Origin of the sequence: Micromonospora pisi (assembly GCF_003633685.1) — a bacterium.
GTDB lineage: Bacteria > Actinomycetota > Actinomycetes > Mycobacteriales > Micromonosporaceae > Micromonospora_G > Micromonospora_G pisi.
Map to the genome: position 1 here is coordinate 6,138,021 of NZ_RBKT01000001.1, position 13,792 is coordinate 6,151,812.

Here is a 13,792-nt window from a genome sequence, read left to right on the forward strand (position 1 = left end):
GGGCGTTCCGGTGGACCCTGCGCCGGTGACCTGCCAAACTGGAAAGTTGCGGGGTCATTCTGGGAGGTATTACCGACGTGAGCACTGAGGTTCTCGAGCGTCCGGAGTTGAAGGACGCAGACACCGGGCCCGAGATGTTTCATTATGTCCGGAAAGAGAAGATCGCCGAGAGTGCGGTCATGGGAACCTTCGTGATCGCCCTCTGTGGCGAGACGTTCCCCGTCACCAAGGCGGCCAAACCGGGGTCACCGGTCTGCCCCCGGTGCAAGGAGATCTACGACTCGATGCGTGACTGAGTCGTCGCCCCCTCCTGCCCGGGCGCGTAACCTTCTGCGGTGACCACCTCGACCGCCCTGCTCCTGGCTGACCTGCTGGGTGTGGCCGTGTTCGCCGCGTCCGGCGCGTCGGCCGCGGTGGTGAAGCGGCTCGACATCTTCGGCGTGGTCTTCGTCGGCTTCGTCGCCGCCCTGGGCGGCGGGATCTTCCGGGACCTGGTGATCGACGAGGTCCCGCCGCTGGCGTTCGCCGACTGGCGGTACGCGGTCACCGCCGCGGTCACCGCGGGCGCGGTCTTCTGGTTGCACCCCCAGCTGGCCCGGTTGCGTACCGCGGTCCTGGTCCTCGACGCGGCCGGTCTGGGCCTGTTCACCGTCACCGGCACGCTCAAGGCGCTCGACGCCGACGTGCCCCCGGTGGGCGCGGTGCTGATCGGCATGCTCAGCGGCATCGGTGGCGGGCTCGGTCGGGACCTGCTCACCGGCGAGATCCCGGTGATGCTGCGTCGGGAGATCTACGCGTTGGCCGCCCTGGCCGGCGCGATCGTGGTGGTGTCACTCGGCTTCGCCGGTGTGACCGGACCGCTGCCGCTGGTCGGCGCGATGGTGCTCGTCTTCGGCCTGCGTCTGGTGGCGCTGCGCCGGCGCTGGTCCGCCCCGGTCGCGGTCATTCCGGAGCGGGCCGCCGGGACCACGCCCGCCGCCGGCCCGCCGGCCCGCCGCCGCCTCTGGGGTCGCGCCGACCGGACCGGTGGTGGAACGGCTCGGGCAGGTGCCGCCGGGCCGGCCGGCGACCCGACTCCAGGTGACGATGCCGCCCACAGCGACAGCGTCGCCTCGGCGGAAGGTGCCGCTCCGGGCGGCGGCGTCGCCCCGGGCGGCGCCAAGGCGCCCGGCGGGGTGGGCGGGCACCGAAGAGTGTGACCGCTGGGGCAGTGGTGTCGCCTGGGCGCTCCCGCGCCGGCTGGTTATGCTGGGACGGCCTTCGCGCGCCACCTGCGACGCGGGGGCGTTTTCATGGTCCGCCGTTACCGCTACCACCGGCGCACCGCAGTCCGGCGGTCCGCGACCGGGTCGTTCCGGTAGCCGGAGGGGAGTTTTCGCGTGGGTGCCCGACTGCCGGCGATCGACACCTTTCCGCCGCTGCGGGACTGGCAGCGCAAGGCACTGGTCGGATATCTACGCCGACCGTCCGAGGACTTCATGGCGGTCGCCACCCCCGGCGCCGGCAAGACCACCTTCGCCCTGCGGATCGCCGCCGAGCTGCTCTGTGACGGCACGGTCGAGGCGGTCACCGTGGTCGCCCCGACGGAGCACCTGAAGACCCAGTGGGCGCTGGCAGCGGCCCGGGTCGGCATCCAGCTCGACTCCGCGTTCCGTAACGCCGACCTGCACTCCTCCGCCGACTTCCACGGCGCCGTGGTCACGTACGCGCAGGTGGGCATGGCACCGCAGGTGCACCGCCGGCGCACGATGACCCGACGGACCCTGGTGATCCTGGACGAGGTGCACCACGCCGGTGACTCGCGTACCTGGGGGGACGGAGTCAAGGCGGCCTTCGAACCGGCCGTACGCCGACTGATGCTGACCGGTACGCCGTTCCGCTCCGACGACAACCCGATCCCCTTCGTCACCTACGAGCGTGGCGGTGACGGGCTGCCCCGCTCGCGAGCGGACTCGACCTACGGGTACGCCGACGCGCTCCGTGACGGGGTGGTCCGGCCGGTCATCTTCCTCGCCTACTCCGGCGAGACACGGTGGCGTACGAGCGCCGGCGACGAGTTGGCCGCCCGGCTCGGCGACCCGATGACCCCGGACCTGATCGCCCAGGCGTGGCGGACGGTGCTGGACCCGGCCGGCGACTGGATGCCGCAGGTGCTGCGGGCCGCCGACGCTCGGTTGCAGGTGCTGCGGGCCGGCGGGATGACCGACGCCGGTGGTCTGGTGATCGCCACCGACCAGCAGGCGGCGCGGGCGTACGCCCGGTTGATCGAGCGGCACACCGGTGAGAAGGCCGTGGTGGTGCTCTCCGACGACGTGGGCTCGTCCGCTCGGATCGCCGCGTTCGCCGGCTCGGAGCAGCGCTGGATGGTCGCGGTCCGGATGGTTTCCGAGGGAGTCGACATTCCTCGGCTCGCGGTCGGTGTCTACGCCACCAGCGCCTCGACCCCGCTCTACTTCGCCCAGGCGATCGGTCGTTTCGTCCGGGCCCGTCGGCAGGGGGAGACCGCCTCGGTCTTCCTGCCGAGCGTGCCGCACCTGCTGGGGCTGGCGAGCGAGCTGGAGGCGGAGCGCGACCACGTACTCGGCGAGCCGAAGAAGCGGGAGGGCTTCGAGGACGACCTGCTCGAGCGGGCGCAGCGCGAGGAGAAGGCCAGCGGCGAGCTGGAGAAGCGGTTCGAGGTCCTCGAGGCGACCGCGCACCTGGATCAGGTGATCTTCGACGGTGCCTCGTTCGGCACCACCGCCCAGGCCGGTACGCCCGAGGAGGAGGAGTACCTGGGTCTGCCCGGCCTGCTCACCGCCGACCAGGTGTCGGTGCTGCTGAACAAGCGCCAGGCGGAACAGTTGGCCGCGAAGCGGCGTCGGGCGGCCGAGGAGCCGGTGCCGGCGCCCCGGGAGCCGACAACCGTGCCGCGCAGCGCCGCCGAGCGCCGGGTCGCGCTGCGCCGCCAGCTCAACACGCTCGTGGCGGCCCACCACCATCGGACGGGACTACCGCACGGAAAGATCCACGCGGAGCTGCGTCGCCTCTGCGGTGGCCCGCCCAGTGCCCAGGCCACGATCGAGCAGCTGGAAGAGCGGATCGCCACGGTCCAGACCCTCTGACCGCGCCGTCTGTGCCCGTACGTCCGGACTGTTCCGGTGCGGGCACAACCTGTCCGGTGCCAGGGGTTGTCTTCCCCTCCGTGCCGGCCGGCCTGGATGGCTGGCCCGGCCGGAGGCGGAGATAGTTAACCGGAGGCACCCGTCTGGGTACCTCCGGTCAGCTATCTAGGGTTTCGTATCAGTTCGCCATCAGATCGGCGCCACGCCACGTGAATTCCGGGTCAGCAGCGAACCGGACCGTGATCTTTACAAGATCCTCGGCGTACTTGTTCGCGTGATGCCCACAGAACACCAGTTCGCTCCCACCCGCGAGGGTGATCCGGAGCTTGCCGGCGGCGTTGCAGCGGTCGCACCGTTCATCGGCGGCTGGGGGAGCCACCGTCTCGGGCGGCGGCGTGAGGGTCGGGGTCATCGCCTTCCTCCTCGGGTCGTCACCGATGAACACTCTCTTCGGTCGTTGCTCACCTATCCTGCAACACCCTGGCGGGGTGTGGCCTTCCCAGTGTGCCCGCGGGGGACCGAGGTCACACGTGGTAGAGACAGTGTGCCGTGCACCAAGGGTGCCACGTCAACGATCACAACCGGGAAACCGGCCGATCGCTATCGTGTGTTGTACACCTGGTGATCAAAGCGACACAACTGGTTGACGTTTCGGATCAGTCAAGATAGTCCCGCAGTACCTGGGAACGGGACGGATGGCGCAGTTTCGACATCGTCTTCGACTCGATCTGCCGGATCCGCTCGCGGGTCACCCCGTACACCTGGCCGATCTCGTCGAGGGTGCGCGGCTGCCCGTCGGTGAGCCCGAAACGCAGCCGGACGACGCCAGCCTCCCGCTCAGAGAGGGTCTGGAGCACCTGCTGGAGCTGATCCTGCAGGAGCGAGAAGGAGACCGCGTCAACCGCGACGACCGCCTCGGAGTCCTCGATGAAGTCGCCGAGCTGGCTGTCGCCCTCGTCACCGATGGTCTGGTCGAGCGAGATCGGCTCTCGGGCGTACTGCTGGATCTCCAACACCTTTTCAGGTGTGATGTCCATCTCCTTGGCCAGCTCCTCCGGGGTGGGCTCGCGACCCAGGTCCTGGAGCAGCTCGCGTTGGATCCGGCCGAGCTTGTTGATCACCTCGACCATGTGCACCGGGATGCGGATGGTGCGGGCCTGGTCGGCCATGGCACGGGTGATGGCCTGGCGGATCCACCAGGTGGCGTAGGTGGAGAACTTGTAGCCCTTGGTGTAGTCGAACTTCTCGACTGCCCGGATGAGGCCGAGGTTGCCCTCCTGGATCAGGTCGAGGAAGGCCATGCCACGACCGGTGTACCGCTTGGCCAGCGACACCACCAGGCGGAGGTTCGCCTCCAGCAGGTGGTTCTTCGCCCGTTCCCCGTCCCGCGAGATCCAGCCGAGATCGCGGGCCATCTGGATGACGAGCTTCTCCTCGCCCTCCTCGGCGGCCCGGATCCGCTCGGCGGCGTAGAGGCCGGCCTCGATCCGCTTGGCCAGCTCGACCTCCTGCTCCGCGTTGAGCAGCGGGACCTTACCGATCTGCTTGAGGTAGGCCCGGACCGAGTCGGCGGAGGCAGTCAGCTCGGCGTCACGACGCGCCTGCTTCAGCGCCTCGGACTCCTCGTCGTCCCACTCGAAGTCGTTGTCGGTGGCGGAGTTGGCCGCATCCGTCTCGGCCGCCTGGGTCAGCTCGGCCGGCTCCTCGACGACGACGTCCTCGATCTCGGCGGCGAGCTCCTCGGGATCGATCTCGCCGTCGACCCCCGGGCCCTCGCCGGGCTTGGTCTTGACCGCCGTCTTGGCGGCCTTCACGGCCCCGGTGGCGCCGGAACCGACGCCGGCCGCCTTGGTGGCCCGGGTGGTCCGGGTCGCGGCTCTGGTGGCCGTCTCAGCGGGTTTCCCCGCCTCGCCGGCGGCGCGGGGGGCGGCCGCCTTGCGGGCCGGGGTGGCCTCGTCGGCGGCGGGCGCCTGCTTCGGGGCCGGCGACGCCTTCTTGGCGGTCGCCTTGGCGGTGGTGGCCCTGGAGGCGGGAGTCGCTGACCGGGCGGCGGCAACCCGGCGGCGGGTGCTCGCGGAGCCGTCGACGACGACGGTCACGCCCGCGTCGGACAGCGCCCGTAGGATCTTCTTGGCCTGGGCCGGGGTCACCTCGGCGGACTCGACCGTGCGCGCCAGCTCAGCCGACGTGAGCTGGCCGCCGGCGTTTTGCGCGTGGGCGATCAGGGTGTCGGTGAGGGAGCGTACGTCGGCGCCGGTGTGGCGGGGTTCTGTCACGAATGACCTTCCGGAGGCGATGAGCGAGCACGGCCGGGTCGGCCAGCGCAGCGCTAGGCGTCGTGCCGGACCGATGTGGTTGAGGGACCCCCGAGTCCCGGGCCGGCCGGTGTCGGCGGTCCGTGGCGCGTGGGTAGGCGTGAATTGTAACGCCGTCTGCGGGGATCATCCCCCGCCGCACGCCGAAACGGCGGCTGGAGGCCGCCGACTCGGAGCGCATGTGGACTTTGTAAGGATGATACCCGCGTGCGGCGCGGACGTCGCAGCCGTGCGAGAAGGGGACGTCATGGTCAGCAGTCAGCCCAGCGCCGACGAACTGCTGGAACTCGCCGTCAGGGTGGCCCGGGGGGCCGCTGACACGGCCCGGCGGATGCGCGCCGAAGGAGTGTCGGCGGTGGCGACCAAGAGCACCGTCACGGACGTGGTGACCGCCGCCGACCGGGCGGTGGAAATGCAGGTCATCGCCGCACTCCGCGAGGTACGACCGGATGACGCCGTGCTCGGCGAGGAGTACGGCGCCGCGGCCGGCGGGGTCGCTTCCGGTCCCGGCTCCGTACGGTGGATCCTCGATCCGATCGATGGCACCGTGAACTACCTGTACGGCCTGCCCCAGTACGCCGTTTCGCTGGCCGCCGAGGTCGACGGCGTAGTCGTCGCCGGGGTCGTGCGCAACGCCGCGACCGGCGACGAGTGGACCGCCACCCGGGGCGGCGGGGCGTGGCGCGACGGACGCCGACTCGCCGGCTCGACCGAAACCGATCTCGGTCAGGCGCTGGTCGCCACCGGATTCGGGTACGACCCCGCCCGTCGCTCCCACCAGGCCGGCGTGGTGGCCGGACTCATCGCGCACGTACGCGACATCCGCCGGTTCGGGGCGGCGGCGCTGGACCTGTGCCTGGCGGCCGAGGGGCGGGTGGACGCCTACTACGAGAAGGGCCTCAACGCCTGGGACCAAGCCGCCGGTGGCCTGGTCGCCACCGAGGCCGGGCTCGTGTTCAGCGGGCTGGACGGTGCCCCGCCCGGGCCGGACCTGGTCATCGCCGCACCGCCGGCGCTCTTCGCGCCGCTGCACGAACGGTTGGCCAAGCTCGACGCCGCCGGCGGGCCGTAGCCACTGGCCCGCCCCGGGGCGGGCGCCGGAGTCCGCCCGCTGGACGGCGCTGGCCCGCCCGGAGCCCGGGACGCCGGAGCCCGGGACGCCGGAGCCCGGGACGCCGGTGGCGGGGGCCGGTGGCGGGGGTGTGGGCCGCCGTCGGCGGGACCGTAAGCCGAAGGGTGGATCGATCCCATCCCTTCAGATGACATCGATCCACCCTTCGGTGGAAATCCTCGTCGGCGTACCGGTGGGTCGGGAGAGCCGGCCCACCGACGCCGCGCGGTGCTAGTTGTCGCCCTCCTTGGCGGCGCAGGTGCCCGGCGGGGGCGTCGGCGCGCCAGCGGCACTCAGTGCCTGGTTGACCTCGGTGCTGGTGGCGAGCTGGGTGTAGCTGCTACCGATCACCACGTCGACCATCTCGTCGTCACGGTTCGGGTCGTACTCCGGCGTGGCCTCGTTGAGGAAGTAGGCCATGAGCAGGTGCGCCGAGGCCACCCCCTTCGGGCCGAACCGCAGGACCGCGACCTCCTCGACCCGCTTCTTGTCGTTGCCCTGCTTGACCACCTGGAACTTGCGGTTCTTGAAGTCCGTGGCGACCCCGTTCGCCAGGCCGACGGTGTCTGTCGCGTTGAAGACGTTGATCTTGACGTCCTTGGGCTCACGCAACGCCACATTGGCCCGCTTGAACCCCGCCGGACAGGTGTCGCCGGAAGCGGAGCCGCGCTGGGTGTCGCGTAGCAGCGCCGCGGTGACGAACGCCAGGGCGAGGACCGCCAGCACCCCGACGACGACAAGCGCGCGCACCCGGGCAAAACTCATCTGGTTGGCTCCCCGTACAGGTCTGGTTCGGCGGTGCCGGACGGCGGGCCAGACCGGGCTGCCGTCGGCTACCGAGTATGCCGCTGAGGCTAGCTGTTGTCCGGCCCGGCGCGGAAACCGGCGAACATGCCGGCGTGCCGACGCCGTTCGGACTACCGCTACCCCTATCTTCGTGTCGCCTGAGTCACATTGGGAACAACTCTGGCCGCTCGGGCGTACAAGCATGCCGCGAGGGCGGTATACATGCCTCGCCCGATGGGGGGTAAGGTACCGCGCTCGCCGGGGGTGTTCCCCAGGCGGCCGTGGCCCGGGCACCTAGCCGGGGTCGGGGACCGGAAAAAGATGACCGGCCAGCGGGAACCGAAAGAGTGTCTTCCGGCGTTACAACCGGAAGCGACTATATCGATATAGGAGAGTGAAACCGATGGCCACCGACTACGACGCCCCGCGTCGCGACGAGGTCGACCTCGGCGAGGACAGCCTGGAAGAGCTGAAGGCCCGGCGCGTCGACTCACAGTCGGGCGCCGTGGACGTCGACGAGGCCGAAGTTGCCGAAAGCTTCGAGCTGCCCGGTGCCGACCTGGCCGACGAAGAGCTCACGGTGAAGGTGCTGCCGATGCAGTCGGACGAGTTCCGCTGCGCCCGCTGTTTCCTCGTACACCACCGCAGCCAGTTGGCGGTGGAGCGCAACGGTGAGCTGATCTGCCGCGAGTGCGCCTGAGTTCTCACCGACGCCGGGGGCGGCGTGGGTGAGGCGCGGCTGGTGGGTCGAGGATCGATTCGAGGTGCGCGGATGGCACCGACCTGCTTGACTCGATCCGACTAACTCGACGTTGGACGGATCGGCACGGCTGGAGGTCAGCGCATGGCCCGCTCCGAGCAGGCGCCGGAAACCCCTGCGGGGGTGCCGGCGCCGACTGGGGGGACCGGCCCGGTGGATTCACCACCGGATGCGGAGGCGGCAAGCGCCGAGGGCAACCTTGGCGCGACCATCGCCGCGTTGACCGAGGACGACCTCGAGCCGGCGCGGCGGACCAGGTTACTGGGCCGGCTCGTCGGCCAGGTCCGCGCCCGTGGCCTGGGCGACCTGTTCCGGCCCAGGGCGGCGATCCGCTGGATGAGCGACGTGGTCGGCGAGGTGGTGCCGCACATCCCGATCCGCGACCGGGAGACACTCCGGCGGCACTACGGCGGCCTCGACGGCGACGCGCTCGCCGAGCGGTTGATCCGTAACGCGGCTCGCGCCACCGCCGGGGTCGGGGCGGCCGGCGGCGGGGTGGCGGCGGTCGAGTGGGCGGTGACGCCGTCCCTGCTCTCCGCGCCGGTGCTGCTGGCCGCGGAGACGATCGCGGTGGTGACGATCGAGATCAAGCTGATCGGCGAACTGCACGAGGCGTACGGGGTTCCGGTGCCCGGGAGCACCACCCAACGCGCCGGCGCCATGATCCAGTCATGGGCGAGTCGGCGCGGGGTCAACCCCTTCCTGCCCGGGATGGGGGTCAGCGCCGTACTTGGCGCGCCAGCCCGCAAACAGCTGCGGGACATGCTGCTGCGGCGGTTCGGCCGCAACCTGACCACACTCGGTCCGCTGCTCACCGGTGCGGCGGTGGCGGGCTACCTGAACCGGCGCGCGACCCTCGGGTTGGGCGACGCGATCCGTACCGACCTGCGCAAGCAGTTCCGGGCCATCACCGGACCGCCGCAACAGGGGCACGGTGCCGAACTGGAATGGCGCACGGACGACCGGGACCGCTCCTAACCGGCGCTCGCGGGGGTCGTCGTCCGGGCCACGTCGCGTGCGGCCAGGATCGCCTCGGCGAGCCGGACCGGGTGCCGGGAGCTGACCACCCAGTACGGGGTCGGATCGGCGGGGTCGTCGAGCACCACCTGAACGGCGCCGCCCACCCACGGGCGCTGGACCACGAACGCGAGCGGGTCGGCGCCCACACCGAGCACCTCCCGCCGGCCCTCGGCATCCAGTGCGATGGCGTCGGCCACGAAGCCGACCGGCAGCCGGGCGTCGTCGACGAGCAGTTCGCCGTCGCGTACCCGGACCATGATCCGACCCAGCCACCAGAGCCCCAGCGCCGTCGCGGGCAGCAGCACGGCGAACGGCAGCCAGGCGCGTACGCCGCCTGAGCCGAGCCAGACCTCCATCGCCAGCAGCGACGCCGCCACCTCCCCGGCCAGCCACCACCACCAGGGCAGGCGTAGCCGTTCGTGGTAGCCGTCGGCGCCGGACCCGACCGGGCCGGCGGCAGAACTGAGACGAGTTGGTGCCACAGTGTGAGGGTACGGCGCGGCGCGGCGGGGTGACCCGGCAGGATAGAGGCGACCCGCCCACGGACCAACGGATCGGAAGAGTGAGACCGTGACCCAAGCCGTGCCCGTACCCGTCCGTCAACTGGACCCCGACCTGCCCCTGCCGGCGTACGCCCATCCCGGCGACGCGGGCGCCGATCTGCTGGCCGCGCAGGACGTGGAACTGGCGCCGGGGGAGCGCGCCCTGGTCCGTACGGGGATCGCGATCGCCCTGCCGGAGGGATTCGTCGGCCTGGTCCACCCGCGTTCCGGGCTGGCGGCCAGGCTCGGTGTGACGGTGCTGAACGCGCCCGGTACGGTCGACGCCGGCTACCGCGGCGAGATCATGGTGAACCTGATCAACCATGACCGGGTGAATCCTGCGAAGATCTGTCGCGGCGACCGGATCGCGCAACTGGTGGTGCAGCGGGTGGAACGTGCCCGCTTCCATCCTGTCGACGAACTGCCGACCACCCAGCGGGGCGAGGGCGGGCACGGTTCGACGGGCGGGCACGCGGGCCTGGTCACGCCGCGCGACGCAAGCGAGCACCACAACGAAAGGTCGGCACGGTGATCTTTTCTCGAGGACGTGGTGGACGGCACGCCCGGGACGAGCGGGCCGGTCGGTCCGGGCGTTCGGCGCCCGACCAGCCGGACGTCGACTCCTCGCCCGACGTCCCGACCCGAGACCGGGGCCCGTACGACGTCACGGAGGCCCCCGCCGGGGTGGAGCGTCTCGACCTGGGCAGCCTGCGGATTCCCGCCGTGGCCGACGTCGAGATCCGGGTCCAGGCGGACCCCGACGGCTCGGTCCAGCAGGTGGTCCTGCTGCATGGGGAGAACGCCCTGCAACTCGGCGTCTTCGCCGCGCCCCGGTCCGAGGGGATCTGGGACGAGGTGCGCCAGGAGATCCGGGAGTCCCTGTTCAAGGAGGGGACCGCGGCGGAGGAGAGCGACGGCGAGTACGGCGTCGAGCTGCGCGCCCGGGTGCGTACCCCGGACGGCCAGCTGACCGACCTGCGGTTCGTCGGCATCGACGGGCCGCGCTGGATGGTCCGTGGGGTCTACCAGGGTCGGGTGGCGAGCGACCCGGGTGTGGGCGGCCCGCTCGTCGAATGCCTGCACGGCCTGGTGGTCGACCGTGGCCAGGAGGCCAAGCCGGTCCGGGAACCGCTGCCCCTGCGCCTGCCCCGGGAGATCGCCGAGCGGCAGGCGGCGGAGGCGGCCGCGGCGGGTACCCAGCCGGGCGGCGAGACTGTGATCTCGTCGGACGGCGGTGGCCCGAACGGTTCCGGCGCGGCGCCCCGGATCAACGGCGCCTCCGACCAGGGACCGGGGCGGGGCAAGCCGTCGCCGCGTCCGCGCGGCTCGGTCTGAGCACCTCCGACCGGTCCGCGTCGCCCCCACCCGGTCGGTTCCACCGGGTCCGCGCCGCGTCGGCTGATCGGCGTACGCTGGCGTAGTTGGTTCCTTTGCGGGGCCGGTGGAGCAGGCCGCGACGGGGTGACCCGGGCGGATCAAGGAGGAACAGAGGTCATGGCGACCGACGAGGGTCGGGGGTCGCTGCGCAACCTCCTGCAGCGGCTGACCGCGAGCGAGGCGGAGATCGAGGCGCAGGAACTGCGTCGGGAGAGCGCGCAGTGTGGCGGTACGCCGGCCGGACTGTGCCGGCGGGGCGAGCAGGTGTCGATCTCCGGGCGGCTCCGTACGGTGGTCTACACCCCGCGGACCAACCTGCCGACCCTGGAGGCGGACCTCTACGACGGCAGCGACGTGGTCACGCTGGTCTGGTTGGGGCGCCGGCACATTATCGGCATCGAGCCGGGTCGGCAATTGACTGTTCGTGGTCGCGTCGCGATCCGCGATGACCGTAAAGTCATCTACAACCCGCACTACGAGTTGGAACTGCCCCGTTGAAGTCCGAAGCCGGGCAGCCGCCCCGAACGGAAGACGCGCAGATGACGACTGGACCACAGCCGGCCGCCGGGGTCGATACCGACCCGGCCGAGGAGGCGCCGCTGCCCAGCATCGCCGAGCAGGTGTCCGAGCAGCTCGGTGGCTGGCGGGGGATGGTCGAGTCGAGCATCCCGGTGCTCGTGTTCGTCCTGGTGAACGTACTCGCCGAGCTGCGTCCGGCGTTGATCTCGTCGCTGGCGGTGGCGCTGGCCATCGCGGCGATCCGGCTGGTGCAGCGGCGGCCGATCCGGCACGCCGTCAACGGGCTCTTCGGCCTCGGCGTCGGCGCCTTCATCGCCTACCGCAGCGGTGACTCCAAGGACTTCTACCTGCCCGGCATCCTCTACGGCATCGCAGTCGGGGTGGCGCTGCTGGTCTCGGCGGCGGTCCGTCAGCCACTGGTCGGCTGGGTCTGGTCGGTCTTCGCCGCTGGCGGCAAGTCCGAGTGGCGCCACGACCCCCGGCTGGTGCGTACGTTCGTCTGGCTGACCGTGCTCTGGGGTGTGGTCTGGCTCGCCAAGGTCGGTGTGCAGGCCGCGCTCTACCTCGCCGACCAGGACACCGCGCTCGGCGTCGCCCGGCTGGCGCTGGGCTACCCGCCGTACCTGTTGCTCCTGGCGATCACGGTCTGGACGGTGCGCCGGGTGACCCGCGACGCGTCGCCGGTGCCGACCACGGCGACCAGCGCGAGCTGACCGTCCCGGCCGGGTCCATGGCGACGCCTCAGCTCTCCGCCCGGGTCCGCTCCACGCTGTCCGCGCCGAGGATGACCGCGCGGACCGCGTCCTCCACCTCGGCGGTGCAGACGAAGATCAGTTCGTCGCCGGCCTCGAGCGGGTCGTCCGGGCTCGGTACCAGCACCCGCCGCCCGCGCAGGATCGCGACCAGGGCGGCGTCGCGGGGCAACGGTACGGCGTGGATCGGGTGCCCGACGTAGGGCGCGGCAGCCGGCAGGGTGATCTCGACCAGGTTCGCCTCGCCCTGTCGGAAGGTCATCAGCCGGACCAGGTCCCCGACGGTCACCGCCTCCTCGACCAGCGCGGCCATCACCCGGGGCTTGCTCACCGCGACGTCGACCCCCCACTGGTCGGTGAAGAGCCACTCGTTCTCCGCGCGGTTCACCCGGGCGACCACCCGCGGCACCGCGAACTCGGTCTTGGCCAGCAACGACACGACCAGGTTGACCTTGTCGTCGCCGGTCGCCGCGACCACCACGTCGCAACTGGCCAGGTCGGCTTCCTCGAGGCTGGCCAGTTCGCACGCGTCGGCGAGCACCCAGTCGGCGGCCGGCACCCGCTCGGGGCGCAGCATCTTCGGCTGCCGTTCCACCAGCATGACCTGGTGGCCGTTGTCGATCAGTTCCTGGGCGATGGACCGGCCCACGTTGCCGGCTCCCGCGATGGCGACCCGCATGTCACTGTCCCCCTTCGGGCGGCTGGCTGGCCGCCGTCGTGACCCCGCCGGCCATGTCGTCGGTGACCAGCATGAAGAGCTGGTCACCCTCCTGTAGGACGCTGGACACGGTGGGCAGCGTGCCGATCCCGAACCGCATCACGTACGCGGCGCGGGCACCGGTCGCTTCCTCGATGGCGCGTACCGGCCGGCCGACCCAGTCCTTGTGTACCGGCACCTCGATGATCGAGACGGTGCTGGTCGGGTCGCGGAAGATCTCCACGTTCCCCTCCGGCACCAGGTGGCGGATCATCCGGTCGGCGGTCCACCGGACGGTGGCCACGGTGGGGATGCCGAGCCGTTCGTAGACCTGTGCCCGCTTCTGGTCGTAGATCCGGGCCGCCACCCGGCTCACCCCGAACGTCTCCCGGGCCAACCGGGCCGAGATGATGTTGGAGTTGTCGCCGCTGGAGACGGCCGCGAAGGCGTCCGCCCGTTCGATGCCGGCCTGACGTAACACGTCGCCGTCGAATCCGACGCCGGTGACCGTGATCCCGCCGAAGTCGGGGCCGAGCCGGCGGAAACTATCCGCGTTCTGGTCGATGACGGCCACCGAGTGACCGCGGGACTCCAGATCGTGGGCGAGCGTCGAGCCGACCCGCCCACACCCCATGATCACGATGTGCACGGTGCATCCTCCTGGCGTGAGCCGTCTGTTCCGCCCGGCAGCCGGGGGACCTCCAGAGCGTGCCATGCCGGTGGCCGTCCACGCCGCCCGACCGTACCGGTAGCGGCTGGGGAGATGTTGATCGCCACCCGGTGTCGACCGGTATCCGCCGGTCGTACTC

Annotated in this window: 15 protein-coding genes and 1 pseudogene; 10 read left to right on the plus strand and 6 right to left on the minus strand. The window is 71.3% G+C overall.

Annotation, left to right across the window (positions count from 1 at the left end; translation table 11 throughout):
- Nucleotides 1-77: 77 nt before the first annotated feature.
- The 3 genes and pseudogenes from BDK92_RS26380 to BDK92_RS26390 all read left to right on the plus strand — a co-directional run bounded on the left by BDK92_RS26380 (nt 78) and on the right by BDK92_RS26390 (nt 3,104).
- Complete coding sequence (locus BDK92_RS26380; RefSeq protein WP_121159119.1) at nt 78-296, plus strand: DUF3039 domain-containing protein; 219 nt, start codon at nt 78-80, stop codon at nt 294-296.
- A 39-nt stretch (nt 297-335) separates the two neighbouring features.
- Nucleotides 336-968: pseudogene (locus BDK92_RS26385) on the plus strand (trimeric intracellular cation channel family protein); the annotation flags it as partial.
- Between the two features lie 411 nt (nt 969-1,379).
- Complete coding sequence (locus tag BDK92_RS26390; RefSeq protein WP_121159120.1) at nt 1,380-3,104, plus strand: DEAD/DEAH box helicase; 1,725 nt, start codon at nt 1,380-1,382, stop codon at nt 3,102-3,104.
- Nucleotides 3,105-3,282: 178 nt separating this feature from the next.
- Here the strand turns inward: BDK92_RS26390 and BDK92_RS26395 are convergent, their stop codons facing one another.
- Entirely contained in the window at nt 3,283-3,516 is a 234-nt protein-coding gene (locus tag BDK92_RS26395; RefSeq protein WP_121162601.1) for a DUF7455 domain-containing protein, read from the minus strand.
- A 244-nt stretch (nt 3,517-3,760) separates the two neighbouring features.
- Nucleotides 3,761-5,380 (minus strand): RNA polymerase sigma factor, encoded by a 1,620-nt coding sequence (locus BDK92_RS26400; protein WP_121159121.1) that lies wholly within the window; start codon nt 5,378-5,380, stop codon nt 3,761-3,763.
- A 286-nt stretch (nt 5,381-5,666) separates the two neighbouring features.
- Here BDK92_RS26400 and BDK92_RS26405 point away from each other — a divergent pair, with 286 nt between their 5' ends.
- Entirely contained in the window at nt 5,667-6,491 is an 825-nt protein-coding gene (locus BDK92_RS26405) for an inositol monophosphatase family protein (RefSeq protein WP_121159122.1), read from the plus strand.
- A 270-nt stretch (nt 6,492-6,761) separates the two neighbouring features.
- Here the strand turns inward: BDK92_RS26405 and BDK92_RS26410 are convergent, their stop codons facing one another.
- Nucleotides 6,762-7,280 (minus strand): LytR C-terminal domain-containing protein, encoded by a 519-nt coding sequence (locus BDK92_RS26410; protein WP_211349667.1) that lies wholly within the window; start codon nt 7,278-7,280, stop codon nt 6,762-6,764.
- A gap of 439 nt (nt 7,281-7,719) precedes the next feature.
- On the opposite strand from BDK92_RS26410, the gene BDK92_RS26415 reads away from it, so the two are divergent.
- Together BDK92_RS26415 and BDK92_RS26420 are read left to right on the plus strand one after the other, a co-directional pair.
- Nucleotides 7,720-8,016: a DUF4193 domain-containing protein gene (locus BDK92_RS26415; protein ID WP_121159124.1), complete on the plus strand. Its 297-nt coding sequence runs from the start codon at nt 7,720-7,722 to the stop codon at nt 8,014-8,016.
- A gap of 144 nt (nt 8,017-8,160) precedes the next feature.
- Complete coding sequence (locus BDK92_RS26420) at nt 8,161-9,054, plus strand: hypothetical protein (protein ID WP_425462262.1); 894 nt, start codon at nt 8,161-8,163, stop codon at nt 9,052-9,054.
- Here the strand turns inward: BDK92_RS26420 and BDK92_RS26425 are convergent.
- The gene (locus BDK92_RS26425; protein ID WP_121159126.1) at nt 9,051-9,578 is read right to left on the minus strand and encodes a DUF3093 domain-containing protein; all 528 of its coding nucleotides are present in this window, start codon (nt 9,576-9,578) and stop codon (nt 9,051-9,053) included. The two genes, BDK92_RS26420 and BDK92_RS26425, sit on opposite strands and share 4 nt — an antisense overlap.
- 88 nt (nt 9,579-9,666) lie before the next feature.
- Here BDK92_RS26425 and dut point away from each other — a divergent pair, with 88 nt between their 5' ends.
- The 4 genes from dut (at nt 9,667) to BDK92_RS26445 (ending at nt 12,247) form a co-directional block, all read left to right on the plus strand.
- Nucleotides 9,667-10,170 (plus strand): dUTP diphosphatase, encoded by a 504-nt coding sequence (dut, locus tag BDK92_RS26430; protein WP_121159127.1) that lies wholly within the window; start codon nt 9,667-9,669, stop codon nt 10,168-10,170.
- Nucleotides 10,167-10,973, plus strand: coding sequence for a DUF3710 domain-containing protein (locus BDK92_RS26435; RefSeq protein WP_121159128.1), 807 nt, complete (start codon nt 10,167-10,169; stop codon nt 10,971-10,973). The genes dut and BDK92_RS26435 overlap by 4 nt, the downstream gene beginning before the upstream one ends.
- Nucleotides 10,974-11,132: 159 nt before the next feature.
- Nucleotides 11,133-11,513: an OB-fold nucleic acid binding domain-containing protein gene (locus tag BDK92_RS26440; RefSeq protein WP_121159129.1), complete on the plus strand. Its 381-nt coding sequence runs from the start codon at nt 11,133-11,135 to the stop codon at nt 11,511-11,513.
- A gap of 41 nt (nt 11,514-11,554) precedes the next feature.
- Nucleotides 11,555-12,247, plus strand: a complete 693-nt coding sequence (locus BDK92_RS26445; protein ID WP_121159130.1) for a DUF3159 domain-containing protein — start codon at nt 11,555-11,557, stop codon at nt 12,245-12,247.
- Between the two features lie 28 nt (nt 12,248-12,275).
- Here BDK92_RS26445 and BDK92_RS26450 read toward each other — a convergent pair whose 3' ends face one another.
- Together BDK92_RS26450 and BDK92_RS26455 are read right to left on the minus strand one after the other, a co-directional pair.
- A complete protein-coding gene (locus BDK92_RS26450) occupies nt 12,276-12,965 on the minus strand; it encodes a potassium channel family protein (protein ID WP_121159131.1) in 690 nt (229 codons plus the stop codon).
- A gap of 1 nt (nt 12,966) precedes the next feature.
- Nucleotides 12,967-13,632 (minus strand): potassium channel family protein, encoded by a 666-nt coding sequence (locus BDK92_RS26455; protein WP_121159132.1) that lies wholly within the window; start codon nt 13,630-13,632, stop codon nt 12,967-12,969.
- Between the last annotated feature and the right edge of the window lie 160 nt (nt 13,633-13,792).

What these genes read in the sequence shown, in the direction of transcription:
- BDK92_RS26440 (WP_121159129.1), top strand. Translation starts at nt 11,133, where the DNA reads ATGGCGACCGACGAGGGTCGGGGGTCGCTGCGCAACCTCCTGCAGCGG.
- BDK92_RS26405 (WP_121159122.1), top strand. Translation starts at nt 5,667, where the DNA reads ATGGTCAGCAGTCAGCCCAGCGCCGACGAACTGCTGGAACTCGCCGTC.
- BDK92_RS26420 (WP_425462262.1), top strand. Translation starts at nt 8,161, where the DNA reads ATGGCCCGCTCCGAGCAGGCGCCGGAAACCCCTGCGGGGGTGCCGGCG.
- BDK92_RS26415 (WP_121159124.1), top strand. Translation starts at nt 7,720, where the DNA reads ATGGCCACCGACTACGACGCCCCGCGTCGCGACGAGGTCGACCTCGGC.
- BDK92_RS26450 (WP_121159131.1), bottom strand. Translation starts at nt 12,965, where the DNA reads ATGCGGGTCGCCATCGCGGGAGCCGGCAACGTGGGCCGGTCCATCGCC.
- BDK92_RS26395 (WP_121162601.1), bottom strand. Translation starts at nt 3,516, where the DNA reads ATGACCCCGACCCTCACGCCGCCGCCCGAGACGGTGGCTCCCCCAGCC.
- BDK92_RS26445 (WP_121159130.1), top strand. Translation starts at nt 11,555, where the DNA reads ATGACGACTGGACCACAGCCGGCCGCCGGGGTCGATACCGACCCGGCC.